Here is a 26237-nt window from a genome sequence, read left to right as displayed (position 1 = left end):
CAGGGCGGCCCGTGCTGGAAGTCGCCGGTCCATCGATCAGCCAACCGCGCTGTTGTGGTCATGGAACTGCCCGATCAGGTCGAGCAGGTTTGCGACTCGAGGGTCGTGCGAGTCGGCCGGCCAGGCCAGCAGGACATTCCTTGGGGGAAGTCCGGTCACCGGTACGGCGGCGACATGCCGTCCGAGCCGGTCGATGACGCTGTCGCCGACGACCGCGACCAGTTGCCCGGTGGCCACCAGGTCGATCAGGGCGTCCAGGCCGACGGGCGGGAGCTCGGCGGCGTAGGTCCGGTCGTGGAGCAGGCAGGCCGGGGTCAGCGTCCGCCGGGCCGCGAAGGGGTGGCCGATCGGAACGAGCGCCACCGGGTGTTCGGTGGTGACGTCTTGGACGTCCATCCCGGTCAGGTCCTCAGCGGAGCAGACCAGCGCGACGTCGGCCCGGCCGTCACGGACCGCGGAGGCCTGATCCCTGGTGAAAACGAGTTCGACGGTGTCGCGGCCGAAGCGGGCGAGGTAGTCGCGGAGTATCTCGCGCAGCAGGCCCGAGCCCGTTCCCGGCGCGGTCGCGATGCGCAGCGCGTCATGGCCGACCTGCTGCGTCCGGCGGACCGCGCGGTCGAGGGAGCGCAGGGTGTTGCGCGCCTCGGTCCTGAACACGCGGCCGGCTGCTGTCAGTTCCACGCGACGGCTCGTCCGCTCGAACAGGGTGGTGCCCAGCCGCCGTTCGAGCTGTGCGATCGCCCGGGACAGCGGAGGCGGAGCGATGCCGAGCCGTTCGGCCGCGCGAGCGAAGTGCAGCGTGTCGGCCACGGCCAAGAAGTACTCGAGCTCACGGACCTCGATCCGTTTCATGACCCACAGGGTAATGCTCGGTGTCTTCTTCGTCATCGCGCCCGACTGCCCGCCGTTGCCACCCTTGCCATAGAACAGAAGGGACAGTGCTTTGAGAATCGGCATCATCGGCACCGGCAGCATCGGGGCCGGTCTCACGCTCAAGCTCAGCGCGGCTGGACATGCCGTGCAGGTCGCGAACACGCGCGAGCCGGGAAGCATGACCAAGCTGGCCGAGGAGTCGGGAGCTGTCGCGACCACCCTCGACGAGGTCGGCCGCGACGTCGAAGTGCTCATCACGTCCATCCCGTTCGGCCGCATGCCGGACCTCAAGCCGATCATCGACCGCCTGCCCGGCGACGTGCCCGTCGCCGACACGTCGAACTACTACCCGCACCGGGACGGCCGCATCGAGGAGATCGACGACGGCAAGCCCGAAGGCGTCTGGATCGAGCAGCAGCTCGGTCGCCCGGTCGTCCGAGCGTGGAACTCGCTCGTCCAGACGACACTCGCGGCCAAGGGCAGGCCGAAGGGGGCCGCCGACCGACTCGCCGTACCCGTCGCCGGAACCGATCCTGCCGCCAAGCAGCTCGTGATGGGCCTGGTCGACGACACCGGGTTCGATCCGGTCGACGCGGGTACCGTCGAGGACACCTGGCGTATGCAGGCGTCGACACCGGCCTACTGCACCGAGCTGAACGCCGAACAGCTGCGGAAGGCGCTCGCGCTCGCCGATCACGACGCCGCGATGGTGCGGCGCGAGGCGGTCCTGGCGATCATCGGCTCCTGGGAGCCGGGCGGGTCGATCTTCGAGGACATCGTGGCGCTCAACCGCGCCGCAGCGGGGTTGCATCGACTTCTCGGCCAGTACGAGTGACCGAGGTGGCTCAGCCCGACGCGGTTGGTGTCCGGCTGCCGAAGATGGAATGACCGCAGTGCCCGCGGCCCCAGCCCGCCGGCGCCGATGTCGGCCTCGACCACCTCGGTGACCTCCTGATCGGCGCGGCCGACCCGGCCACCGGCCTGCACGGTGGCTCTGGGACTCCTACCTCGGCCACATGGACGGTGAGAGGTAGAGCCGTCAGGCCGACGGCCACTCCGTGATGCGCCGGATGCGCGTCGTCCGGCCGCCCTCGATCTCCAGCAGCACCGCGCCGATGACGATCGGGCCGTCGAGCGGGGCGGGCAGCGGCGGCGCGAACGGATCGCCCACCGTCGTGAGCCCCGTGACGAAGCCGTCGTAGGCGAACCCCTGGACGCCGCCGTCCGGGCCGTTCATCCCCACGTCGGACACCAGCGCGGTGCCGCCGGGGAGGATGTGCAGCGCACTGGTCGCCTCGTGGGTGTGGGTGCCCAGCACCGCGGCGGCCTGACCGTCGACCGCCCGGGCGAAGATCTGCTTCTCGAGCACGTGGTCGCCGTGGTAGTCGACGATCACTGTGCCGCGCCGGTCGGCCTCGTGCCAGGCGGTGTAGGCCGGCCGGAACTTGCCGGCGGTCGCTCGTACGCTCTTCATCGCGCACGCGTCGGCGAGGTTCAGCACCGTCACGGTCTGCCCCGCGTGCTCCAGCCAGGCGATGCCGCGCCCGGGGACGCCCTCGCAGAGGTTGAGCGGGCGGATCACCTTCGGATTCGCGAGCGCGTCGACCGAGTCGGGGCTGTCCCACGAGTGGTTTCCGCCGGTGATCAGGTCCACTCCGGCGTCGAGCAACGCCTCGACCTGTTTCGTCGTCTGCCCGAGTCCGGACGGTGCGCAGTTCTCGGCATTCACAATGACGAGGTCCGCCTGGTGCTGCTCGCGCATTTTAGCTAGATTTTCAATTATCTGATTTGTTGCCACGTCTCCGACGACGTCACCGAAGAACAGAATGTTCACGGCCGGCCTCGCATTCACTCTCGACTTGTGGCGACCGCAATCCTTGCGCGCCTGTTCAGGGGGAGCATCGCCCCAAGCGATGAGTGCGGCTACGACCTTCGGCGCATGCCGACTACATCATGCGGCCTTATGAATTGGCACTTCAACCCGCCTTAGCGCGGTACTTATGATGCGAATCAAGTCCGCACGGAAAAGTGGAGGAACGCATGCCAGAGAACAATTCCCGACGGCCGATCATCGCGTTCATGAGCGACCTCGGGACGACCGATGACTCGGTCGCGCAGTGCAAGGGCCTCATGCTGAGCATCTGCCCCGACGTGACCATCGTGGACGTGTGCCACTCGATGACGCCGTGGGACGTGGTCGAGGGCGCGCGGTACATCGTCGACCTGCCCCGCTTCTTCCCCGAGGGCACCGTGTTCGCCACCACGACGTACCCGGCGACGGGCACCACGACCAGGTCGGTCGCGATCCGGCTCAAGCACGCCTCGCCGGGCGGTGCGCGCGGGCAGCTGGCCGGCTCCGGCAAGGGCTTCGAGCGGGCGGACGGCTCCTACATCTACATCGCGCCCAACAACGGCCTGCTCACCCGGGTGATCGAGGAGCACGGCTACCTGGAGGCGTACGAGGTCAGCTCGACCGACGTGATCCCCGAGAACCCCGAGCCGACGTTCTACAGCCGTGAGATGGTGGCCGTCCCGTCCGCGCACCTGGCCGCCGGCTACCCGCTGGAGAAGGTCGGCCGCAAGCTCTCCGACGACGAGATCGTGCGGTTCGAGACCAAGGTCGCGGTGCCCGCCGGCGAGGGCGCCCTCAACGGTGTCGTCTCCGCGATCGACCACCCGTTCGGCAACGTGTGGACCAACGTGCACCGTCGTGACCTGGAGAAGCTGGGCGTCTCGTACGGAACCCCGCTGAAGATCACGCTGGACGGCGTGCTGCCGTTCGAGCTGCCGCTGTCGCCCACGTTCGCCGACGCCGGCGAGATCGGCGAGCCGGTGGCCTACCTCAACAGCCGTGGCTTCCTGGCGGTCGCCCGGAACGCCGCGAGCCTGGCCTACCCGTACAACCTCAAGGAAGGCATGTCGGTCCGCGTCGTCAAGGCCTGACCGACGGTCCCGGTCCCGGCTCGCGGCACCATCGGCGCCGCGGGCCGGGCTCCTGATCGGAAGGCACCATGTCCCTCCACCTGGCGGATGTCGCGCACATCCTGATCGCGTTAACGCTTCTCATCCTGATGGCGCATCTCTTCGGCCACCTCTTCGGCGCCCTGCGGCAGCCGCCCGTGATCGGTGAGATCCTCGGAGGGCTGCTGCTCGGGCCGACCGTCCTGGGTGCGTTCGCGCCCGGAGTCAAGGACTCGCTGTTCCCGGCGTCCGGGCCGACCGCGTCGGTGCTGGGCGGGTTCTACCAGCTCGGCCTCATCTTCCTGATGTTCCTCGCCGGAACCGAGTTGCAGTCGGCCGGGTCGGCGGCGGAGAACCGGACCGTCGTCGGCATCACGGTGTTCGGGCTGGTCCTTCCGTTCGGGGCCGGGCTGCTCCTCCAGCAGCTCGTGGATCCCGCGAGCCTGTCCGGCCCCAAGGGGTCGGCCACCTCGTTCGCGCTGGTCTTCGGCATCGGGATCGCCGTGACGAGCATTCCGGTGATCTCTCGGATCATGCTCGACCTGGGGATCCTCGGTACGCCGTTCGCCCGGATCGTGCTGTCCGTCGCGGTGCTGGAGGACCTGGCGCTGTACGTCATGCTGGCCGTCGTCCTCGGCCTGGTCCAGGCGCACTCGGGTGACGCCTTCGGGCTGTGGGACCTCACGGGCGTCAAGTCGGTGCCGCTGACCTCGGTCTACTACGTCGCCGTCTCGCTGCTGTTCCTGCTGCTCTTCCTGATCTTCGGCAGGCGTCTCTTCCGCCTGCTGACGACGCGCCGGCTGGGCGCGCTGGAGCGCCGGAACCCGACGGCGCTGCGGATCGTGTTCCTGTTCGTCGCGGTGTTGTGCTGCATCGCGCTGGGTATCAACGCGGTGTTCGGCGCGCTCATGGCGGGGGTGAGCGTCACCGGGGCGGCCGACGGCGCGGATCCGGCACCCGGCGCCGGTGCGGCGTCCGGCGATGTCTCGCAGACCGTAAAACATTTCTCTCTCGCCCTGTTCGTGCCCGTCTATTTCGCGATCGTGGGCCTGCAACTCGACCTTCTGCACCACTTCCCGGTTCTCTTCTTCGTGTGGTTCATCGTGGTGGCGTGTGCGGTGAAACTGGCGGGCGTGTGGGTGGGGGCGCGGCTGGCGGGAGAGGACAACCGGTCGGCGACGAACCTGGCGGTCGCGATGAACGCCAGGGGAGGCCCGGGAATCGTCCTGGCCACCGTCACGTTCACCGCCGGAATCATCAACGAGGAATTCTTCACGGTTTTGGTACTCCTATCGATTCTTACGTCCCAGGCCGCCGGAATCTGGCTTGACCGGAAACTCGTCCGGCGCACGGACGATCGCAACGAAATGGAAGGCGAGGATGTCTGGTCTACGGAGTCGGAGGCTGTTCGAAGGCCGTGATCGAGCCCCGACGAGAGCGTTTCTGCGGGGGATCGGTTATTCCACCGACGATCTGCGCAAGCCGGTGGTCGGAGTAGCCCATTCCTGGGTCGAGACGATGCCGTGCAACTACACGCATCGCCGTATCGCCGAACTGGTCAAGCAGGGCGTCCGCGAGGCCGGCGGAACCCCGATGGAGCTCAACACGATCGCGATCTCCGACGTTGTCACGATGGGCACGGAGGGGATGAAGACGTCGCTGGTCAGCCGGGAGGTGATCGCCGACTCGATCGAGCTGGTGGCGCGCGGTCACATGTTCGACGCGCTGGTCACGATCGTCGGATGCGACAAGACGATCCCCGCCGCGGCCATGGCGCACGCACGGCTCGACATCCCCGGCCTGGTGCTCTACTCCGGGTCGATCATGCCGGGCTCCTTCCAGGGGCGGAGCGTCACGATCGCCAGTGTCTTCGAGGCGGTCGGCGCGAACGCCGCCGGGCGGATGAGCGACGACGAACTGCTGGAGCTGGAGCGCAGCGCGTGCCCCGGGGCGGGCGCGTGCGGCGGGCAGTACACCGCGAACACGATGGCGATGGCACTGGAGTTCCTGGGCCTGTCGCCGCTGGGTTCCGCCGGCCCTCCGGCGGTGAGCGGGGCCCGTGAGGAGACCGCGGTCGAGGCGGGCCGCCAGGCGATGCGGCTGCTGGAGGCCGGCCTTTCGCCCAGCGGGCTCCTCAGCCGCGCGTCCTTCGAGAACTCCATCGCGGCCGGCGTCGCGACGGGCGGCTCGACCAACCTGGTGCTGCACCTGCTGGCGATCGCGCGTGAGGCGGGTGTCCCGCTGGACCTGGAGGCGTTCCACACCATCAGCGAGCGGACGCCGATCGTCGCGGACATGATGCCGCACGGGCGGTTCACCGCCGTCGACCTCGACCGGGCGGGCGGGAGCAGGCTGGTGGCGCGGCGACTGCTCGAGGCGGGCCTGCTCGACGGCGCGGCGCTCACCGTGACGGGCCGGTCCATCGGTGAGGAGGCGGCGGAGGCCGCCGAGACTCCCGGGCAGGAGGTCGTCGTGACGGCCGCCGAACCGCTGTCCGCGACGGGTGGCCTGGCCATACTGCACGGCGAGCTGGCTCCGGAGGGCTGCGTCGTGAAGACGGCCGGCTGCGAGCACCTGTTCCACCGCGGCCCGGCCCGCGTGTTCGACAACGAGGAGTCCGCGATGGCCGCGGCGCAGGCCGGCGACATCAAGGCCGGTGACGTCGTGGTGATCCGGTACGAGGGACCCCGAGGCGGCCCCGGGATGCGGGAGATGCTCGGGGTCACCGCGGCGCTGGTCGGGCGCGGGCTCGGCGGCGACGTCGCCCTGCTCACCGACGGCCGGTTCTCCGGGGCGACTCGCGGCCTGATGGCGGGGCACGTGGCGCCGGAGGCGGCGCTCGGCGGCCCGATCGCGCTCGTGGAGGACGGCGACGTGATCACGATCGACGTCGCGGCCCGCCGCGTGGACCTGGCGGTCGACCGCGCGACGCTCGACGCGCGGCGATCCGCGTGGAAGGAACCGCCGGTCCGCTACACGGGCGGAGTGATGGGCAAGTACGCGGGGCTCGTGGGATCGGCGGCGCTCGGCGCCGTCACCACCCCGCCCGATGAAGGGAGCCGGTCGTGAACTCTCTCGCCGGACTGTCCTGCCTGGTGACGGGGGCGGCCAACGGCATCGGCCGGGCCACCGCCACGCTGTTCTGCCGGGTGGGCGCGAAGGTGACCCTCGCCGACATCGACGAGGCCGGGCTGACGCGGTTGCACGCGGAGCTGACCGAGGCGGGCGGCGTCGCGAACATCGTCGTCGGCGACGTGTCCCAGGCCGAGGACGCCCGGCGGATGGTCGAGTCGGCGGTCGACACGTTCGGCGGCCTCGACGTCCTCGTGGCGAACGCGGGCATGATCCCGCTGCTGGACATCGCCGAGGCCAAACCGGAGGACTGGGACGAGGTCATGGCCGTGGACGGCCGCGGGATGTTCCTCACCTGCAAGTACGCGATCGAGCAGATGGCCGGGGACGGCGGCGGCGCGATCGTCTGCCTCTCGTCGATCTCCGGGATGGCCGGGCAGAAGAGCCAGGCGACGTACGGGCCCGCGAAGTTCGTCGCGACGGGTCTGACGATGCATCTGGCCGTCGAGTGGGCCGACAGCGGGATCCGGGTGAACGCCGTCGCTCCGGGCACGATCCGGACCGAACGCGTGCGACGCCTCCCGGACGAACCGGGCGGCACGGAGTATCTGGCCGCGATCGAGCGGATGCACCCGATGGGCCGTCTCGGCGAGCCCGAGGAGGTCGCGGCGGCGATCGCCTTCCTCGCCTCCCCGGAGGCCTCCTTCATCACGGGCGCGATCCTGCCGGTCGACGGCGGCTACCTCGCGCAGTGACGCTGTGAGGCGGTGGGGGTAGTGGAGCCGGGGCGCCACGTCGCGCCCCGGCCCCACCACGACCGTGCCCCGCTCAGCAGAGGTCGAAGAACCGGTCCAGCACGCGCGCCCCGAACCGCAGGCTCTCGGTCGGAACGCGTTCGTCCACCCCGTGGAAGACGCCGGGGTAGTCGAAGTCCGGAGGGAGCCGAAGCGGCACGAAGCCGAAGCAGGCGATGCCCAGCCGGCTGAAGTGCTTCGCGTCCGTGCCCGCCGACAGCAGGTAGGGCACGGCCCGGCCGTCGGGATCCTCCGCCTCCAGGCTGGCGCGCATCGCGTCGGTGACCGGCCCGGTGAAGTCGGTCTCGACCGCGATGTCGTAGTGCAGTTCCTCGCGCCGCACGTGGGGACCGAGAAGGGTGTCGAGCTCGGAGAGGAAGGTCTCCTCCGAACCCGGCAGGTAGCGACAGTCGATCTCCGCGTGCGCCTGACCCGGGATGACGTTGGTCTTCATCCCGGCCCTGAGCACGGTCGGAGTCGCCATGTCGCGGAAGGTCCCCCCGACGATGCGCTCGACCGGCCCGAGGGCCTTGAGCAGCGGAGCGGGGTTCTCCAGGTCGAGCGGTTCGCCCAGCTCGGCGGCCAGCTCCGTCAGGAAGTCCCGCAACGCCGGCCGGATCCGCTGCGGGAACCGGTGCCGGCCGATCCTGGCGACCGCCTCGGCGAGCTCGATCACGCTGTTCTCGTCGTTCAGCATCGAGCCGTGCCCGGCGACGCCGTCGGCCGTCAGGCGGTACCAGGCGATGCCCTTCTGGGCGGTCTCCACGAGGTAGAGCCGGCGTCCGGTCGGCAGCGTCACGGAGAAGCCGCCGACCTCGCTGATCGCCTCCGTGCATCCCTCGAACAGCTCGGGGCGGTTCTGGCAGAGCCAGCCCGCACCGTGATGGCCGCCGGTCTCCTCGTCGGCCACGAACGCCAGGACCACATCGCGTGCCGGGGGACGAGACTCGCGCCGCCGCTCGCGTACGACCGCCAGGACCATGGCGAGAAGGTTCTTCATGTCGACCGCGCCGCGGCCCCACACGCACCCGTCGGCGATCTCTCCGGAGAACGGCGGGTACCGCCAGTCCGCGGCGTCGGCGGGGACCACGTCGGTGTGGCCGTGGACCAGGAGCCGTGGCCGGTCCGGATTCGCGCCGGGCCAGACGGCGACCACGTTCGTACGGCCCGGCGTCGGCTCGATGATCTCCGGTTCGAGTCCCGCGTCCGCGAGCACGCCGGCGATGTACTCCGCCGCCAGGCGTTCTCCCGGACCGGAACCGTCGCCGTAATTGGTGGTGTCGAATCGCAGCAGGTCACGGCAGATCGTGACCGCGTCCTCCGCGGCGGCGTCCCCGAGGGGCGTTCCGGAGGCTTGCGAGACCATGTGTCTCCCTTCGTCGTCGCGGGTTCAGCCGGCGGCTTGTGAGGGGCGTGGTTCGAGCGGTTCGGCGGCGTCGGGCTGCTCAGTGGCCTCGACGGCCAGCCCGGTGGTCCTTGGCCCGAGCGCGAGTACGTCGATGATGAGGAGCCCGAGGGCGATGGCGACCACCGTGAAGACCGCGGAGCCGCCCCAGTGGTCGAGGACCGGGATCAGGATGTACGGCAGCAGCGCGGTGACGAGCCGGCTGATCGAGTACGCCGCTCCGGCGGCCGTGGCGCGTACCGCGGTCGGGTAGATCTCGCCGAGGTAGACGTGGAAGGCGTTGGAGAAGATGTTGCTGATCACCGTGAACAGGAAGCCCCAGAGCACGATCCAGAAGGCCGAGGGGGCGTAGCCGAACAGCAGGCCCGTGATCGCCATGCCCGCGGCGCCGGCCGCGATCAGGACCTTGCGCTCCAGCCGTTCGATGATCGGCAGGGACAGCGCCGAGCCGACGGGGTAGCCGATGTAGGTGAACGCGAGGAAGGTCAGCGAACTGACCACCGAGTACCCCTTGGACAGGAGCACCAGGGGCGCCAGGCTGCCGAAGCCGTAGTAGCCGAAGACCTCCAGCCCGTTGATCGTCCACTGCATGAAGGTGCGGCGGGCGAACCTGCGGCTGAACAGGACCCGTACGGGCAGGCGGTCCTGCGAGACGGTGACCTCGTCCTGCTGCGGTGGGGGAAGGTCGGCGCCCGAGCGGCGCGCGTCATCCTCCCAGGAGGTGACGATCCGGTCGGCCTCCTCGGTCCGGCCCACCGACTCCAGCCAGCGCGGCGACTCGGGAAGCGCGCGCCGCAGCACCCAGACGAGCAGGGCGCCGAGCGCGCCGATGAAGAACATCCACCGCCAGCCGGAGACGCCGAGCGGTTTGAGTGGAACGAGCCACCGGGCCAGGAAGCCGGCGGCGGGAATGCCGAGGAACGCGGTCGTGTACGCCCACGCGAGATAGCGGCCGCGGAACTTGGGCGGCAGGAGGTCGGACAGGTAGGCGTCGGCGAGGGCGAGTTCGGCGCCGAGGCCGAGACCCGCGATGAAGCGGGCGATGACGAGGACCGTCGCGTTCGGCGCAAGGCCGCCGATCAGCGAGAACACCGAGTAGATCGCCAGGTTCAGGACGAACGCCTGCCGGCGGCCGAGCCGGTCGGCGAGGCGCCCGAAGAAGATCGCGCCGAGGAACTGGCCGACGAAGGCGCTGGCCAGGACGGCCTTGAGCGTGTCGGGGGACAGCCCGAACTGGGTCTTCAGGACCGCCGAGAGCGTCCCGGCGAGGAAGACCTCGTAAGTGTCGAAGAAGAGCCCGAGGCCGACGAAGATGACCGCGAGCTTGTGGACGCGCCCAATCGGGAGCCGGTTGAGGCGAGCCGCGATGCTTCCGCGGACTGGCGACGCGTCGTCGGGAATCCCTGGTGGATATTCGGCTGTCATGTGCGAACTCCCGTCCATTCCAAGGTTGGGACCCAATCGTTACGGACTAACTCGGTTGCCCGAGATGTTGGGGATTCAGCCGGAAGTGCGTTCGGGTGAGGAACGCGCACTGTCAGCCATAGTGCGCACCGGCGTCTTCCCCTTCCCCCGAGAAAAGGACCGATGCCATAATGCTGCAACAACTGCCTCATTCCCCGACATTGCAGTTATCCGACGACGGCGGGACGCTCAGTGCACGAAACCGGCAACGAACTGAGGGAGCTCGACCTCGCTCTGGTCAACGCGCTGCAGATCGCGCCGCGCGCGCCCTGGCGGCTGATCGGCGAGGTGCTCGAGGTCAACCCGGTCACCGCCGCGCGGCACTGGGAGCGGTTAAGCACGGAGGGACTGGCCTGGGTCACCGCGTACGGGGCTCCGTCGCTCATGCGGAGCATGTCGTTCGCCCTCGTCGCGGTGCACTGCACCGCCGACCGGGTACACGACGTGGCGGCGGCGCTCGCCGACGACCCGCAGGCCGTGACCGTCGCCCACACGGTCGGCACCTGCGATCTCCTCGTCACCGTCTGGACCCCGGACCTGCCCACGCTCTCCCACTATCTGCTGCGCCGGCTGAACGCGCTGCCCGGTGTGGTGTCCAGCCGCACCTCGGTGGCCAGCGAGATGTTCGTCGAGGGCAGCCACTGGCGATTAGAGTCGCTTTCCCCCGCGCAGCGGCGCCGCCTGCAGAGCGGGTCGCCGGCCCGGACCGGCTCCGCCGAGCTACGCCCCACGGACCGCCGGCTGGCGGTGGCGCTCAGCCGTGACGGCCGCGCGTCGTACGAGGAACTGGCCACCGTCACCGGCGCGAGCCCGAGCACGGTACGCCGCCGGCTGCACCGTCTGCTCGACAGCGGCGCGCTGACGCTGCGGTGCGAGATATCCCGCGCGATCTCCGGCCGTCCCGTCGCGGCGACCCTGTGGATCGACGTGCCGCACCACTCCCTGGCGGAGGCCGCGGCGCATCTCGCCCGTCTGCCGCAGACCCGGATGTGCGCGGCCGTGGTCGGCCACAGCGACCTGGCGGTGACGGTGTGGCTGCGGTCCGTCGAGGAGCTTCAGCCGCTGGAGATGGAGATCGCGGCGGCCGTGCCGAACCTCGTCGTCGCCGAACGCACCCTGACGCTACGGCACGTGAAGCTGATGGGCCGGGTGCTGCGCGACGACGGACGCGCCGCGCGCGCGGTGCCGCTCGACATCTGGCGCGACCCCACGCCGCCGGCCCGGGAGCCTCGGCTCACACTCCACCAGTGGTGAGCGACCTCTCGCTCACCGCCGGTGGACCGGCCGCCTCGGCGAGCCGGACCAGACGCTCCCGCATCAGCTGCGCGTCCACGCCGCACGCGACGAGCTGGATCCCCAGCTCCCACCACGCGCGGGCATGGGCCTCGTCGGGCGCGAACACCGCGGTGGCCATGTTCCGCGCGGCCGCCGCGGCGGCCGCCTTCTCGAGGGCGTCGCGGACACTCGGATGATCGATCTGTCCCGGCACGCCGAGGGAGTGCGACATGTCCACCGGCCCGAGGAAGACGCCGTCGAGGCCGGTGACCTCGAGGATCTCGGGCATCGCCGCGATCCCCTCCGCCCCCTCGATCATCACCATCACCGCGACGTCCCGGTTCGCGCCGGCGAACCAGTCCGCCGTGGCGCCGTACCGGGCGGCGCGGACGAAGGGGTTGGCGCCACGCGTGCCGTCCGGCGCGAACCTGGCCGCCTCGACCACGGCCCGCGCGGCGTCGGCCGAGCCGACCTGCGGGACCAGCACGCCGTCCGCGCCGACGTCCAGCGCCGCCCCGACCAGCGCCGCCTCCGCCGTCCTCACCCGGACCACCGTCCGCAGGCCGTGCGCCCGCGCGGCCAGCAGCCCGGCGCGGACCGTCTCCAGCCCGAACGGCCCGTGCTCCATGTCGATGATCACGAAGTCCAGGCCGCTCACCGCGATGATCTCGACGACGTCGGGCGACGGGATGATGCTGAACGTGCCGAGGAGCCGCCGTCCCTCCGCGAGCAGGGACCGCAGCGACCGCGGGTCGGTCACCGGACCGCACCGGCCTCGCGCACGGCCGCCCGGAGAAGGGGCCCGATCTCGTCGGCGCTGTCCGTGCCGTACGCCGAGGTCAGCATGGCGGTGAACCGGTCGGGCTCGAGCTCGTAGCCCTGCGGCCCGGCCACCCCGAGCACCAGCGTGGCGAGGGCGCAGCCGATCTCGGCCGCCCGCTCGGGCCGCAGGCCCCACGCGATGCCGGACACGAAACCGGCACGGAAACCGTCGCCGACGCCGGTCGGATCCACCTCGTCATCGGTACGGACGGCCGGCACGTCGATCCGCGGCCGCTCCGAGCCGTCGATCGAGACGCCGTCCCGTCCCCGCGTGGTGATCCACTGCCCGACGCGCGCCAGCACCTCCTGCTCGGACCAGCCGGTCTTCTGGCACAGCAGCACGCGTTCGTAGGCGTTGGTGAACAGGTACCGGGCGCCCTCGACGAGCTGCCGGATGTCGGGACCGTCCATCCGCGCCAGCTGCTGAGAGGGATCGGCGGCGAACGGATACCCGTCCCGGCGGCACTCGTCGGTGTGGCGCAGCATCGCGTCCGGGTCGTCCGGGGCGATCAGCACCAGGTCGACGCCGCCGAGCCGCTCGGCCACCGGCCGCAGGTAGACCTCGCGGGCCTCGCTCATCGCGCCGGGGTAGAACGTCCCGATCTGGTTCCCGACGGCGTCCGTCGTGCAGACGAAGCGCGCGGTGTACTGCTCCGCCGAGATCCGGACGAACGCGTTGTCCACCCCTTCGTTCTCCAGGTCGGCGCGGTAGTCGGCGAAGTCCGGGCCGGCCGCGCCGGCGAGCACCGGCCGGTGCCCGAGCCGGGCCAGCCCGAGCGCGATGTTCGCGCCGGTACCGCCGCGGCGGACGGTCAGCCCGTCCGCGAGGAAGGACAACGAGACCTCGTCCGCGTGGTCGGCGATCAGATGCTCCGCGAACCGTCCGGGAAAGGTCATCAGGTGGTCGAGCGCGATGGAACCTGTGATAACGACTCGCACGAATCTCGCTCCTTGGGTACCGGCATCCCAGAAAGGATGACCGGGGGCCCGGCGGGCGGACAATCTCGCAATGGTGGAACCGGGCGTTACACCTTTGCGGGTACTCGTCATACGTCTTTGTGGGATTCCTGACGTCACGACGCTCCGAATAGGCTGTGGCTGTTCGTCATTCTCCAATGGAAAGGGCGTTGAACAGCGATGACGGCTGACACTGAGCGGCGCGCCGAAGCAAGCCGCCGAGCGTTCGACCTTTTCGAGGGATATGCGGTGAGCAGTGTGCTGGCCGCGTTCGAGATGGCAGGCCTGCTCACCGATCTGGAGAATGGCGCGCTGACCCGGACGACGGTCAAGGACCGCGGCTCGGACCAGGCCGCGCTGCTCGGCGCCTCCCTTCGCTACCTGATCCAGCGGGGCCTCGTCGAGGAGAACGGCGACGCCTTCACCCTCACGGACTACGGACGCGACGTCTGCCAGGACAAGGGCTACCTGGTCTGGCTCGTCGGCGGGTACGGCGAGCCGCTGCGGCGGATGGACGCCTTCCTGAGCGGCGACAAGCGGTACGGCGTCGACTATCCGCGCGACGGACGCTGGGTGGCGGACGGCGCGGCGATGCTCGGCCGCAAGGACGTCGTCCCCCACGCCCTGCGCCTGCTCGAGGGGATCGAGTTCGACACCGCGCTCGACCTCGGCTGCGGCAACGCCAGGTTCCTGCTGACCGTGTGCTCGCGCTTCGGCGCGAGCGGCACCGGCGTGGACATCAGCCCCGAGGCCGTGGTGGAGGCCGAGAAGGCGGTGCGCGAGGCCGGGCTCACCGACCGGGTACGGGTCGTCCGCGGTGACGCCGGTGACCTGAACTCCATCGCGGCACTGGCCGACACCCAGCTGGTGGTCACGTTCTTCCTGCTGCACGAGATCCTGGCCCAGGGCCGGGACGCGCTGGTGGCGTACCTGTCCGACATGGCCGGCCGCCTGCCGGACGGGGCACGGCTGCTCATCGCCGAGGTGCAGCCGCCCGCCGAAGGTGACCACCGTCCGTGGTTCACCCCGGAGTTCACCTTCGTGCACGCCCTGATGCGGCAGACGCTCCTGGACTCCAAGGGCTGGAGCGAGGCCCTGGCCGACGGCGGCTTCACCGTACGCGAGGTGCTCGAGGACGACATGCCGGGCGGCATCCTCATCCTCGCCGAGAAGGCGCGCTGATGGCCGGCGCCCCGGCCGACGACGTCAAGACCGTCGACGTCGAGGCGATCGCCGGCATCCTGGATCGCGCCTGGGAGGAGCGGCACACCATCCGGCCGCTCAGCGAGACGACCGGCCTCGACTCGCCCGCCACGGCCTACGCCATCCAGACCCGCTGGTCGGAGCTGCGGGCCGAGCGCGGCGAGCGGGTGCTGGGGCACAAGATCGGGCTGACCAGCCAGGCGATGCGGGCCCAGATCGGCGTGGACGAGCCCGACTACGGCCGGCTCTGGGAGTCGCGGTTCTACCCCGCCGAAGGGGGCCGGTCGAGCGTTCCGGCCGAGGTGTTCCTGCAGCCGCGGGTCGAGGGTGAGCTGGCGTTCCTGATCGGCAAGCCCCTGGACCGCGAGGACTGCACCGCCGAAGAGGTCCTGGCCGCGACCGACGCGATCGCGGCGTCCGTCGAGGTGATCGACAGCCGGATCACCGACTGGCAGATCAAACTCGTCGACACCATCGCGGACGACGCGTCCTACGGCGCCTTCACCGTGGGACCCTGGAACCAGGCGTTGCGCGACGCCGACCTGCGGACGATCGGCATGCTCGTCCACCGGAACGGCACCACGGAGGTCGAGGCGCTGGGCAGCGCGGTGCTCGGTCATCCGGCCGAGTCGGTCGCGTGGCTGGCCCGCACGTTGAACCGCCTGGGCACCAGCCTGCTCCCCGGCGACATCGTGCTGTCGGGGTCGCTCGGCCGGGCGCTGCCCGCGTCGCGCGGCGACGAGTTCGTGATCGAGACGCACGGCCTGGCACCGCTGACCGTAAGGTTCGAGTGAGCAGGGGAGATGCGATGGACGACGCATGGCTCCGGAAGATGTTCGGCACCATCGACGCCATGGACTGGGACGCGCTGCCGGAGTTCTTCCACCCGGAGATCGTCTACGAACGGCCGGGATTCCCCTCGCTCGACGGTCTCGACCGCGTCCTTCGCTTCTACCACGACGAGCGGAAGATCCTGTCGAGTACGCACCACGTCGAGCACACGGTCGTCCAGGACGGGAGGGCCGCCGCCTGGGGTGTCGTGAGCTGTGTACTGCCCGGCGACACCCGCACCGATGTGGGGTTCGCCGACATCTATGAGTTCGACGACGGGCTGATCCGGCTGCGGCGGACCCATTTCTTCGTGCCCAGCGTCTGAGTGACCGCCCGGAACCCTCGTCCGCGAGGGTTCCGGGCGGTCCTCGGTCACACGCCCGCCGGCCGGCCGGACAGCCGCAGATCCAGCGTGATGTCGCCGTCCGCCAGCGAGACCCGCTCCGCCCCGTCGCCGACGGGACCCCGCCGGATCTCGTCCGCGAGCACGTTCTGCCCGATGACGGTGGTGTGCGCGGTGAGCATGTCGGCGATCTCCCCGCGCGGGTCGGCGCCGACGTCGACCGTCATCGTGACGCGGTCGGCGAAGCCGAGGCCGCGACGCTTGCGCAGGTCGTTGGTGAGCCGGACCAGCTCACGGGCCAGGCCCTCCAGGCGGAGTTCGCGATCGATCGAGACGTCGAGCGCGACGCTGTGCCCGCCGTCGCGGCACACCTGCCAGCCGATGACCGGGATCTCGGCGATCTGCACGTGCTCGGCGTCCAGCGTGATCGGTTCACCGTCCACCTGGACCGTGAACCGCCCGTCCTCGCGGACGGCGGTGGCGACGGCCTCCGGGTCGGCCTCCCGGACGGCGGCGGCGACCGCCTGGGTGCGGTTGCCGAACGTCGCGCCGATCGCACGGAACACCGGTTTGATCGCGTGCGACACCGGCTCGGCCCGGCCGCCCCCTGTCAGCTCGAGCTCCTTGACATTGAGCTCGGTCGCGATGACGTCGCGAACGTCGTCGAAGCGGTCGTGGAGCCCGGCCGGCAACGTCACGACCGCGCGTCGCAGCGGCTGGCGCACGCCGATGCCGGAGTTGCTGCGCGCCTCCCGGCCCAGCGTGACGAGCCGCCGCGCGGTGGCCATCACCTCCCGCAACCCGTCGTCCCGCGCGGACGCGTCGGGTTCGGGGAAGTCGGTCAGGTGCACCGACTCCGGGGCGGCCGGATCGACGCTGAGCACGAGGTTCCGGTAGAGGACCTCGGCCAGGAAGGGCGTGATCGGGGCGAGCAGCCGGCTGAGCGTGGACAGACACGTGTGCAGGGTGGCGAACGCCGCCTCGGAGTCCGCGGCCGGCGCCGCCGGGTCGGTGTTCCAGAACCGGTCCCGGCTGCAGCGCACGTACCAGTTCGACAGGTCGGTGACGAAACCGGCGAGCCGCCGCCCGGCGGCCGTCACGTCGAAGTCGTTCATGGCCGCGTCGACCTCGGCGGTCACGTCGGCCAGCTCGGCGAGGATGTAGCGGTCGAGCACCGGCCGCCGCTCGACCGGAGGCACGTCCTGGCCGGGCCGCCACTCCGCGAGCCGGGCGTAGGTGACGAAGAAGTAGTAGGTGTTCCAGATCGTCAGCAGGACCCGGCGGATCGCCTCCTCCAGCACCCGCTCGCCGACTCTGCGGGACTGCCAGGGGTTGCCCTCGACGAGCAGCACCCAGCGCAGCGCGTCCGCGCCGTAGGCGTCGACCAGCGCGAACGGGTCCAGGACGTTGCCCGCCGACTTGGACATCTTGCGTCCGTCGTCGTCCACGATGTGGCCGAGGCACAGCGACCGCCGGTAGGCGTTCTGGCCGAACAGCAGCGTGCCGACCGCCTGCAGGGAGTAGAACCAGCCGCGGGTCTGGTCGATGGCCTCGCAGATGTAGTCGGCCGGGTACGCCGTCGTGAAACGCTCCTCGCTGCCGGGCACGTGCGGGTACCCGAACTGCGCGAACGGCATCGAACCCGAGTCGTACCAGGCGTCGATGACCTCGGGGACCCGCGTCATGGTGCCGTCGCAGGACCCGCAGTCGAAGGTGATCTCGTCGACGTACGGGCGGTGCGGGTCGAGTTCGGACAGGTCACGGCCGGCCAGCTCGCCGAGTTCGGCGCGGGATCCGACGGCCACCGTGTGGTCGCACCGCGAGCAGCGCCACAGCGGCAGCGGGGTGCCCCAGTAGCGCTCCCGGGACAGCGCCCAGTCGACGTTGTTGGCCAGCCAGTCGCCGTATCGGCCGTCCCGGATGTGCGGCGGCCGCCAGTCGACCTCGGCGTTGCCGGCCAGCAGGTCGTCCCGGAGCCGGGTGGTGGCGATGAACCACGACGGCTTGGCGTAGTACAGCAGCGGCGACGAGCACCGCCAGCAGAACGGGAACGAGTGCCGGTACGTCCCCTCCTGCACCAGCAGGTCGTTCTCCCGGAGGAAGTCGGTGATCGGGGCGTCCGCGTCGCGGATGAACATGCCGGCGTACGGGCCGACCCGCTCGTCGAACCGTCCCTCGGCGTCCACCGGCTTGACCGTCGGCATGCCGTTGGCACGGGCCACGCGCATGTCGTCCTCGCCGAACGCCGCGCCGGTGTGCACGATCCCGGTGCCCTGGTCGATCTCGACGAAGTCATCGATCACGACGAAGCGCCAGGAGGCCGGGTCGCCGTCGGGGTCGTCCGCCGAGCCGGGACCGACGAAGTCGAAGGGCGCCTTGTAGCGGGCGCCCGCCAGCTCCTCGATCGTCACGTCGCGGATGATCTCCGCCTCGTCGCCCAGAGCGACCTTGACGCGCTCGGCGGCCAGGACCACGAAGTGGTCGCCGGCCCGCCCGCCGCGGGCCAGGACGTACCGGATCTTGTCGCTGACGACCGCGGCCGTGGCGGGCACGAGCGTCCACGGCATCGTCGTCCACACCAGGAGCGACACCTCGGCGCCCGGCTCGGGCAGGCCGGCGCCGCCGGGACCCAGCGGGCCGGACAGCACCGGGAAGCGCACGAAGATGCTCGGGTCGTCGGTCTCCCGGTACCCCTGGGCGACCTCGTGGTCCGAAAGCGCGGTGCCGCATCGCGGGCAGTACGGCACGACGCGCTGGTCCTGGTAGATCAGCCCGCGCTCGTACAGCGTCTTGAGCGACCACCAGACGCTCTCGACGTACTCGTCGCTCAGCGTCCAGTAGGCGTCGTCGGTGTCCACCCAGAAGCCGGTGCGCTCGGTGAGCCGCTGGAACTCGCCGACGTAACGCGTCACCGACTCGCGGCATCGTGCGTTGAACGCCGCGACGCCGTACTCCTCGATCTGCTTCTTCCGCGTCAGCCCGAGCTCGCGCTCCACCTCCAGCTCGACGGGAATCCCGTGGCAGTCCCAGCCGGCCTTGCGGGGCACGGCCTGCCCCTTCATCGTCCGGTAGCGGGGAAAGACGTCCTTGAACACCCGGGCCTCGACGTGGTGCACGCCGGGCCGCCCGTTGGCGGTCGGCGGGCCGTCGTAGAACCGGAACAGCGTGCCCCCGGCGGTCCGGTCCAGGGATTTGCGGAACACTCCCTCGTCGTTCCAGCGCCGCAGTACTTCTTCCTCCAGCTTCGGCAACTCGGGTCGCTGGGGGACCGGGTCGAACGTCACAAGGCTCCTCCGTGTCTGGGATGGGTCAGGCGGATCAGCGGGTGAAGGCCGATCGGCCGGTGATGCTGCGGCCCAGGATGAGCTTCTGGATGTCCTGGGTGCCCTCGTAGGTGTAGAGGGCCTCGATGTCGGCGTGATGGCGGGCCACGTGCCGGTCGATCAGAAGTCCGTCACCGCCGAGGATGTCGCGCGCGTCCAGGACGATCTGGCGGGCGGCGGCGGCGGTGTGCAGCTTGGCGGCGGACGCCTGGGCGAGGGTCGCCCTGCCCTCCTCTTCCAGACGGGTCAGCCGCCAGCACATCAGCTGCATGCTAGTGAGGTCGGCGAGCATCCGCGCGAGCTTGGCCTGGACGAGTTGGAAATCGGCCAGCGGACGGCCGAACTGGCGGCGGTTCACCGCGTGGGCCGCGGCGGCCTCGTACGCGGCGACGGCGTGCCCGAGCGCCTCCCAGCAGACGTCCTGGCGGGCCTTGAGCATCAGCGGCGTGATCGCGCGCCACGACGTCGCCTCGCTCAGGCGGTTCTCGGCGGGCACCCGCACGCCGGTCAGCGAGATCTCGGCGTGCGCCGCCACCCGGCAGGCGGTCTTGCCGCGCATGGCCGTCGCGGCGTACCCCTCCGCCGGGGTCTCCACGACGAAGCCGCCGACCTCGCCCTCGTCGTCGCGGGCCCAGACCACGACGACGTCCGCGAAGGTGCCGTTGCCGATCCAGCGCTTGGCGCCCTCCAGGACGTACGCCTCGCCGTCGCGCCGCGCTCGCGTCTCCAGCGAGGAGACGTCCGACCCGTGCGCCGGCTCGGTCATCGCGAACGCGCCGAGCGTCTCCATCGAGGCGAGCTTCGGCAGCCAGCGGGACCGCTGCTCGGCCGAGCCCAGCAGGCCGATGGACATCATGGCCAGGCCGTGGCCGACGAAGAAGACCCGCAGGCCGCCGTCGGCACGGGCGAGCTCGGCGGCGACGAGGCCCTCGGCGAGCGAGCTCATCCCGGGGCAGCCGTCACCGGCCAGCGATCCTCCGGCGATCCGCAGCTCGCCCAGCCCCGGTACGAGCGCGAACGGGAACTCGGCGCGTTCCCAGTAGTCGTTGATGATCGGCAGCACCTCCGCGTCGACGAAGTGCCGGACCCGATCGCGTATGTCGCGTTCTTCCGGCGTGAGCAGTTCGTCGACCAGGAAGAGGTCCGTTCGCGTGATGTCGTCACCGGCAGCCATGCTCCGACTCCCTCAATCGTGTTCCGGTCCTTCGCCACGGGTCGTTCCCGCGGTCAGCCCACCCGCCCCGCGCGGTCGGCGCGCTGCGTGTACAAGTAGCCGATGTAGAGGACGACGCCGACCAGGAGCCACGCCGAGCCGATGGTCACTCCGGTGAATCCGCTGGCGACGAGCAGACCCGCGCTACACGCGAAGGCGAGGGGCACGAGGATCCGCGGGGCCGGTGTGGAGAACGCCGGGCGCTCGCCGGCGTCGTCGCGGCGCAGCCGGACCAGCGCCAGCAGGGGCGGCACGAAGTGGAGGACGTACAGGAAGCCGCCGGTCGAGGAGGACATCGAGACGGTGCCGACCAGCGCCACGCCCCCGATCAGGACACCGTTGATCAGCACCGCGATCCAGGGAGACCCGGTGCGCGCGCTCACCGCGGCGAACGGCGCGGGGAGCATCCGGTCGCGCGACATCGCGAAGACGGTGCGGGACGTCACCACGACGATGGCGTTCGCCGTCGCGGCCGTGGTCAGCAGGGCGCAGAACACGATGAGGTGCCGCGCGAGGTCGCCGCCGAAAACGCCGGCGGCGTCGGCCAGCGGTGAGGCCGAGGAGCCCAGATGGTCCGAGGAAACGGTGCCCACCGCGACGAACGCCACGATTACGTAAAGGAAGAGCACGCCGGCCAGAGTCAGCAGAATGGCGCGCGGCAGGTTGCGTTCCGGGTGTTTTATTTCTTCTCCGGCGGCGGCCACCATGTCGAATCCGCCGAATGACAGGAATGCTACGAGTGCGGCCAGGAATATGCCGTTGACGCCATGCGGGGCGAAGGGGGTCAGGTGGCTGAGGCTGACATGCGGCAGGCCCCAAAAGGAGAATCCGGCCAGGCCGATGATCGCCGCGGCGATCACCGCGGTCTGGACGCCGCCGGATACCTTGACGCCGAGGAGGTTCACCGCGATGCACGCGGCCACCAGGACCGCGGCGCCCGCCGTCGTGGGGAAGCCCGTCGCGGCGTGGAGGTAGCCGCCGAAGCCGATCGTCACGTAACCGGACAGGAAGACGTAGGCGCCCCAGTAGATCCAGCCCATCAGGAATCCCCAGTGGGGACCGAGGACCTGGCGGGCGAACGCGTAGCCGCCGCCCGCCATCGGCAGCCGGCAGGCGAGTTCGGCGTAGGGGAGTGCGATGAAGAGAGAGGCTACGAAGGCTAATGAGAACGCGATGAGGGCGGCGGGTCCGGCTTTACCTCCGGCGACGCCCACGAGGACGAAGATGCCCCCGCCGACGGTGCCCCCGATCCCGATCGCCACCGCTTCCTTGAGCCCCAGCTCGCGTCGCAACTCGGTCGTCGTCCGGCGCTGGGGCCGCCGATCCGCGTCTACTTCGGCCATGAATACTTCCTATCGCGACCAGAGGGTAGCTTTGTCCGGGTAGGCCTTTTCGGCCAGCAACATTTTCTGCAGGCTCCTGTTAGAATGTTTTAATGCTTGATGTGCGCCGCCTGTGGATTCTTCGCGAGGTCTCCAGACGGGGCTCGTTCACCGCGGCGGCCCAGGCGCTGGCCTACACCCCGTCCGCCATCTCCCAGCAGATCGCGGCGTTCGAACGAGAGCTCGGCACCCGCCTGGTGGAGCGCGGCGCACGCGGCGTCTCGCTCACCGAGCCGGGGCGACTGCTCGTCAGCCAGGCGGAGACGGTCTTCCAGCAGCTCGACTCGATCGAGAAGGAGCTGCGGGCGTTCGCCGGGCTGGAGTCCGGGCTGCTGCGGCTCGGCTGGTTCGCCACCGCCGGCTCGACCCTGGTGGCACGGTCGATCGCCGCCTTCCGCGATCGCTACCCCGGCATCGAGCTCGACCTGTTCCAGGGCGATCCGGACGAGTGCGTGTCCGGCCTGCGCGCCAACGAGATCAACCTCGCGCTCGTCTACCAGTTCGAGCAGGAGCCCCCGCTGCCCGACGACATCGAGCAGCTGGATCTGGTCGACGATCCGCTCCATATCGGGCTTCCCCTCGGGCACCCGCTCGCGGAGATGGACAGCGTCGGGCTCACCGACCTGGCGGGCGAGCCCTGGATCCAGGGCGTCCGGCACGGCTCGACCCTGGAGGTGCTGCCCGAGGCCTGCCGTGAGGTGGGCTTCGAGCCGATCGTCGCGCTGCGGACCGACGACCGGACCGTGGTCGAGGGGCTTGTCGCCGCGGGCGTCGGGGTGGCGCTGATACCGCAGCTCACCGTGCCCACGGTCCGTGCGGACGTCGTGGTGCGACCGCTGGACACCAAGGCGCTGTCGCGGAAGATCCGCGTCGCCCTGGCGCCCGGTTCGTACCGCTCGCCCGCCGCGCTGGCGATGCTGAGCGTGCTCAAGAACGTCTGCGCCGAGCTGAAGGACGAGGCGGCCCGCCGGCTCGCGAGCGGCTGAGAGCCCGCGTGGACCGGGCCCGCGCGGCGCGGTCCCGATCCACTTGGGCCCTGTCGTCGCGGGTGCTGCGAACGGCGGGCGTAACCGGGTCATCCCGCCGGTAGCCAGGCCACGGCCCGGCCGGGAGCGCCGGTGGCGCGCTCCACGTTCAGCGGCAGGAAGCAGAAGAACGCGCCACGTTCGGGCAGCCGGTCCAACCCGGTCAGGCACTCCACGTAGACGGCGCCCCCGCTCAGCCCGCTGACGTGCACCGCCTGCCCGCGGTCCTCGTGCGCCGGCCCCATGCTGGGCGCGTCGATGCCCACGCAGCGGACACCGCGCTCCAGAAGCAGCTCGATGGTCTCCACCTCGGGCGCCGGCCAAGCGGGGCGCCGCCCGGTCACGACGATGTCGTGCAGGTACGCCGAACCGGCCTCGCCGCGCTGGTAGTGGACGTCCCAGCCGGTGCGGAACAGGCACACGTCACCGGGGCGGAACCGGCCGTTCTCCTCCTCCCAATCCGTGATCATCCGAGCGTCGATGATCGGGCTGCGGCCCGGCTCGTCCACGGTGCCCACCAGCGCGGACACGTCGACGACTCCGGCCGGGCCCATGGGCCGATCGAGCGGCACCCGGTCGATCGACACGGCGCCGGCCGGCCCCGCGTACGGCAGTCCCGACCCCTCAGGGGGGATGAAGTGGCTCGGGGCGTCGAGGTGCGTCCCCGTGTGCTCGTCGATCGCCATCCACCGGGTCGCGTACGGCCCGGAACGATTGATGACGCAGCCGCTGGGCTCGCTCCTGCTCTCAAACCAGTTCCACGTCTTGTGCTGGAACGGCTGGTGGGTCGACCAGTAGCAGGGCAGGTCCTCGGCGATCAGTACCGAGAGGTCGACGAGGACGTGGCCTCCCTCGATCATCGGGGGCGCTGTCGCGGTCGAACTGTCGGTCATCGTTTTCTCCCTCCGGATCGGCGCCGGATCAGTAGTGCTTCGGGTGCCGGAAGCCCCTGGGTTTGATGAGTCCCATTTCGATCGCCTTGTTGATGGCGTTCATCCGGGTCGTCACGTCGAGCTTCACGTACACATTCGTCAGGTGCCGTTTCACCGTTCCCTCGGTGATGAACAGCCGGGCGGCGATCTGCGCGTTGCTGAGTCCGGCCGAAACCGCCGTCAGCACCTCGAGTTCGCGCGGCGAGAGTGGGGATTCCGGTGGTTCTCTTAATCTGATCACCGTTTCCCGGGAAACCGAGACGACCACGTGCTGGTCGTCGTGCCTGGCTCCCCGGACGGCGGCCAGCAGCGCCTCGCGAGTGGCGCCCTTGATGACGTACGCCCGGGCTCCGGCGGCGAGCATTTTCTCGACGAGTCCGGGATCGTCGTGCATGGTCAAGATGATGACGCGAGTGTCCGGAAGTTCGCTGACGATCTCCCGTACGGTCGCCTCCGCTCCCGGTCCCGGCATCTCGACGTCGACAATGATGGCGTCGGGATGTATCTTCCGGGCGATCGCGAGAAGTCCGCGGCCCGAATCGGCTTCGCCGGCGACTTCCAGATCCTTTTCTCGAGCCAGTATTTCCGCGATTCCCTCACGAAACAGCGTGTGGTCGTCCGCGATGAGGACCCGGATCCGCCTATCCCCCGTGCTCACGCAATGCTCCCCGAAGCGGCATCCCAATGGTGACGCGAGTGCCACAGCAGGGGCAGGAGGCGATGTCGAGCCGGCCGCCGACGCGGACGGTGCGCTCACGCATCGAGACCAGTCCGACGCTCTTCGCGGGCGGCAGCCGGTGCGGTTCGAAGCCGCTCCCGTCGTCCTCCACGACCGCGTTGATCCAGTCTCCGTCCGCCCGCACATCGACCGCGACGCACTTGGCGCGCGCGTGCGTGACCGCGTTGAACACCGCCTCCCGTACCACTAAGAACAGCTCGTCTTGCACCTCGCTGGCCTCGCCCGGGACCGTCGTCCGTGCCTGGTCGGCGGGTGCGGCCGTGGCCTTGCAGACGCGGTCGGCCCTGCGGTGTGCATCGTTCCAAGACTCTGCCTTGCGGGGTGCATCGTTCCAAGGATGGGTGACACGTTCGGCCAGGACGCGAAGGCGGGCGGCGAGTCGCCGGACCTCCTCGAGCGTCTCCGCGGTGGACCTCTTCGCCTGGGCGAGGCGAGATCTCGTCGCCGGCTCGGCCGCCTCCCGTTCCAATTCCACCAATTCAAGGCTGTTGAGCACGGTGAGCACCGAGTGAGCGATCCGATCGTGGACGTCGCGGCTTAACTCGCGGAGTTCCTCGGTGCTCGCGAATCGCTCTTCAACGACTTCAATAGTAGTTTCGTTTTTCGTAGTCGAGTGTGCGTTCATTCGTTCTCCAATGTGCAGAGAATTTCCCGGGCGTGCACGGACGTCGGCAGGGTTCGTGACGATGCCGTGCCCAGCTCGGTCGAGGGGGCCGGTTGAATTGGCCACGTCCGGCCTGGGCGCGGATACCGCTATATCGATCTTGCTGTTATCAGCTTCATTGCTCTGCCGATATGCTCGGGTGTCGGCGAAGATCGGGTTCGGACCGTGCATGAACGCATCGCCTCATTGACGGATCTGTTGATTTCCGCGGACGGATGACCACTACTGCGGAATGCTTTGCGTCTGACCTGGGAGTGGCAAGGGTTTACTCGTCGGTCAGGAGGACGGTTCCATATCAGCCATTACGTGTCAAGTCGATGCTCCTGTAACCAGAGATTCATCAGATAATCCTGTAGCCGGTGTTGTTGGTGATAAAACAGACCGGCGCGGACCGATATTGACCTCAATTCCCTGTCGGTAGGACCGAAAACACCTTTGCCGGACCGAGTCGGCCTTCACCGCCGAGCCCCGGAATGGTGACCACGACCGCATACCCGGCGACGGCCGCCCCGCTGCGGCGGACCAGTTCGTCGGCGGCCGCCATGGTGCCGCCGGTCGCCAGCACGTCGTCGACGACGATCACCCGCTCGCCCGGCCGCAGGACGTCCCGTTGCACCTGCAGCTCGGCGCTGCCGTACTCGAGGTCGTACCGCACCGAGTCGACCGGTCCGGGCAGCTTGCCGCTCTTGCGGGCCAGGACCAGTGGCCGGTCGGCGTGGCAGGCCACCGCCGTTCCCACCACGAATCCCCGAGCCTCGATCGCCAGCACCCGGTCGAAGTCGCCGGCGAAGGCGTCGCTTATCGCGCCGGCAAGTGCGCCGAGCAGGGCGGGTTGGGAGAAGACGGGACAAAGGTCGAGGAAGGCGATGCCGGGACGGGGAAAGTCCGGCACGGTCCGGATGTTGTCGCGGATCAGATCGGCGAGCCGCTGACGGTCGGTCAAGGCGTCGATGTTCACG

The 26237-nt window shown here is 70.0% G+C and carries 23 protein-coding genes; 10 read left to right on the top strand and 13 right to left on the bottom strand.

The genetic code is table 11. From position 1 onward, the window contains the following. Positions 1-36 precede the first annotated feature (36 nt). Complete coding sequence (locus QSK37_RS05805) at positions 37-852, bottom strand: LysR family transcriptional regulator (RefSeq protein ID WP_285618075.1); 816 nt, start codon at positions 850-852, stop codon at positions 37-39. Between the two features lie 91 nt (positions 853-943). Here QSK37_RS05805 and QSK37_RS05800 point away from each other — a divergent pair, with 91 nt between their 5' ends. Further along, the gene (locus QSK37_RS05800) at positions 944-1708 is read left to right on the top strand and encodes an NADPH-dependent F420 reductase (protein ID WP_285618073.1); all 765 of its coding nucleotides are present in this window, start codon (positions 944-946) and stop codon (positions 1706-1708) included. A 204-nt stretch (positions 1709-1912) separates the two neighbouring features. On the opposite strand, the gene QSK37_RS05795 is transcribed toward QSK37_RS05800, so the two are convergent. Continuing rightward, positions 1913-2707, bottom strand: coding sequence for a YmdB family metallophosphoesterase (locus QSK37_RS05795; protein WP_285618071.1), 795 nt, complete (start codon positions 2705-2707; stop codon positions 1913-1915). A gap of 245 nt (positions 2708-2952) precedes the next feature. On the opposite strand from QSK37_RS05795, the gene QSK37_RS05790 reads away from it, so the two are divergent. From QSK37_RS05790 to QSK37_RS05775, 4 genes are all read left to right on the top strand, one after another. After that, positions 2953-3816 (top strand): adenosyl-fluoride synthase, encoded by an 864-nt coding sequence (locus tag QSK37_RS05790; RefSeq protein WP_285618069.1) that lies wholly within the window; start codon positions 2953-2955, stop codon positions 3814-3816. Between the two features lie 68 nt (positions 3817-3884). Next, the gene (locus QSK37_RS05785) at positions 3885-5255 is read left to right on the top strand and encodes a cation:proton antiporter (protein ID WP_285618066.1); all 1371 of its coding nucleotides are present in this window, start codon (positions 3885-3887) and stop codon (positions 5253-5255) included. Next, positions 5215-6903, top strand: a complete 1689-nt coding sequence (ilvD, locus tag QSK37_RS05780; RefSeq protein WP_285618064.1) for a dihydroxy-acid dehydratase — start codon at positions 5215-5217, stop codon at positions 6901-6903. The genes QSK37_RS05785 and ilvD overlap by 41 nt, the downstream gene beginning before the upstream one ends. After that, positions 6900-7661 (top strand): SDR family NAD(P)-dependent oxidoreductase, encoded by a 762-nt coding sequence (locus QSK37_RS05775; protein ID WP_285618062.1) that lies wholly within the window; start codon positions 6900-6902, stop codon positions 7659-7661. Before ilvD ends, QSK37_RS05775 begins: the two co-directional genes overlap by 4 nt. A 73-nt stretch (positions 7662-7734) precedes the next feature. Here the strand turns inward: QSK37_RS05775 and QSK37_RS05770 are convergent, their stop codons facing one another. Beyond that, positions 7735-9066, bottom strand: a complete 1332-nt coding sequence (locus QSK37_RS05770) for a M20/M25/M40 family metallo-hydrolase (protein WP_285618061.1) — start codon at positions 9064-9066, stop codon at positions 7735-7737. A gap of 24 nt (positions 9067-9090) precedes the next feature. Next, positions 9091-10530 (bottom strand): MFS transporter, encoded by a 1440-nt coding sequence (locus tag QSK37_RS05765; RefSeq protein ID WP_285618058.1) that lies wholly within the window; start codon positions 10528-10530, stop codon positions 9091-9093. Between the two features lie 231 nt (positions 10531-10761). Between QSK37_RS05765 and QSK37_RS05760 the strand changes: the two genes are divergently transcribed. Then, positions 10762-11823 (top strand): Lrp/AsnC family transcriptional regulator, encoded by a 1062-nt coding sequence (locus QSK37_RS05760; protein ID WP_285618056.1) that lies wholly within the window; start codon positions 10762-10764, stop codon positions 11821-11823. Here QSK37_RS05760 and QSK37_RS05755 read toward each other — a convergent pair. After that, entirely contained in the window at positions 11804-12604 is an 801-nt protein-coding gene (locus tag QSK37_RS05755) for an HpcH/HpaI aldolase family protein (protein WP_285618054.1), read from the bottom strand. The genes QSK37_RS05760 and QSK37_RS05755 overlap by 20 nt on opposite strands. Further along, on the bottom strand, positions 12601-13605 hold the full coding sequence (locus QSK37_RS05750; RefSeq protein WP_285618052.1) for a carbohydrate kinase family protein: 1005 nt from the start codon (positions 13603-13605) through the stop codon (positions 12601-12603). Before QSK37_RS05750 ends, QSK37_RS05755 begins: the two co-directional genes overlap by 4 nt. A gap of 267 nt (positions 13606-13872) precedes the next feature. On the opposite strand from QSK37_RS05750, the gene QSK37_RS05745 reads away from it, so the two are divergent. From QSK37_RS05745 to QSK37_RS05735, 3 genes are read left to right on the top strand one after another with little or no spacing between them, the layout of a single operon-like run. After that, positions 13873-14805, top strand: coding sequence for an SAM-dependent methyltransferase (locus tag QSK37_RS05745; protein WP_285618051.1), 933 nt, complete (start codon positions 13873-13875; stop codon positions 14803-14805). After that, a complete protein-coding gene (locus QSK37_RS05740) occupies positions 14805-15620 on the top strand; it encodes a 2-keto-4-pentenoate hydratase (protein ID WP_285569799.1) in 816 nt (271 codons plus the stop codon). Before QSK37_RS05745 ends, QSK37_RS05740 begins: the two co-directional genes overlap by 1 nt. Before the next feature lie 14 nt (positions 15621-15634). Then, entirely contained in the window at positions 15635-15982 is a 348-nt protein-coding gene (locus QSK37_RS05735; protein ID WP_285569797.1) for a nuclear transport factor 2 family protein, read from the top strand. 47 nt (positions 15983-16029) lie between these two features. On the opposite strand, the gene ileS is transcribed toward QSK37_RS05735, so the two are convergent. From ileS to QSK37_RS05720, 3 genes are read right to left on the bottom strand one after another with little or no spacing between them, the layout of a single operon-like run. Further along, on the bottom strand, positions 16030-19284 hold the full coding sequence (gene ileS, locus QSK37_RS05730) for an isoleucine--tRNA ligase (protein WP_285618049.1): 3255 nt from the start codon (positions 19282-19284) through the stop codon (positions 16030-16032). Between the two features lie 34 nt (positions 19285-19318). After that, positions 19319-20497, bottom strand: a complete 1179-nt coding sequence (locus tag QSK37_RS05725) for an acyl-CoA dehydrogenase family protein (RefSeq protein ID WP_285618047.1) — start codon at positions 20495-20497, stop codon at positions 19319-19321. A 53-nt stretch (positions 20498-20550) separates the two neighbouring features. Continuing rightward, positions 20551-21879: an APC family permease gene (locus tag QSK37_RS05720; protein WP_285569789.1), complete on the bottom strand. Its 1329-nt coding sequence runs from the start codon at positions 21877-21879 to the stop codon at positions 20551-20553. Between the two features lie 92 nt (positions 21880-21971). Here QSK37_RS05720 and QSK37_RS05715 point away from each other — a divergent pair, with 92 nt between their 5' ends. Further along, a complete protein-coding gene (locus QSK37_RS05715) occupies positions 21972-22904 on the top strand; it encodes a LysR family transcriptional regulator (RefSeq protein ID WP_285618045.1) in 933 nt (310 codons plus the stop codon). A gap of 89 nt (positions 22905-22993) precedes the next feature. Here QSK37_RS05715 and QSK37_RS05710 read toward each other — a convergent pair whose 3' ends face one another. The 4 genes from QSK37_RS05710 to QSK37_RS05695 form a co-directional block, all read right to left on the bottom strand. Then, on the bottom strand, positions 22994-23836 hold the full coding sequence (locus QSK37_RS05710; RefSeq protein ID WP_285618043.1) for a cyclase family protein: 843 nt from the start codon (positions 23834-23836) through the stop codon (positions 22994-22996). A gap of 28 nt (positions 23837-23864) precedes the next feature. Beyond that, positions 23865-24578, bottom strand: a complete 714-nt coding sequence (locus QSK37_RS05705; RefSeq protein WP_285569785.1) for a response regulator transcription factor — start codon at positions 24576-24578, stop codon at positions 23865-23867. Then, positions 24517-25449, bottom strand: a complete 933-nt coding sequence (locus QSK37_RS05700; protein WP_285618042.1) for a sensor histidine kinase — start codon at positions 25447-25449, stop codon at positions 24517-24519. Before QSK37_RS05700 ends, QSK37_RS05705 begins: the two co-directional genes overlap by 62 nt. A gap of 232 nt (positions 25450-25681) precedes the next feature. After that, positions 25682-26236 carry an adenine phosphoribosyltransferase gene (locus tag QSK37_RS05695; RefSeq protein ID WP_285618041.1) on the bottom strand — a complete coding sequence of 185 codons (555 nt, stop codon included), beginning with the start codon at positions 26234-26236 and terminating at the stop codon, positions 25682-25684. Position 26237: the final 1 nt, after the last annotated feature.

The sequence above is a fragment of the Actinoallomurus iriomotensis genome, assembly GCF_030269445.1.
Lineage (GTDB): Bacteria > Actinomycetota > Actinomycetes > Streptosporangiales > Streptosporangiaceae > Actinoallomurus > Actinoallomurus iriomotensis.
The sequence above is the reverse complement of the archived record's forward strand: the minus strand, read 5'-3'. Positions and strand labels throughout refer to the sequence as shown.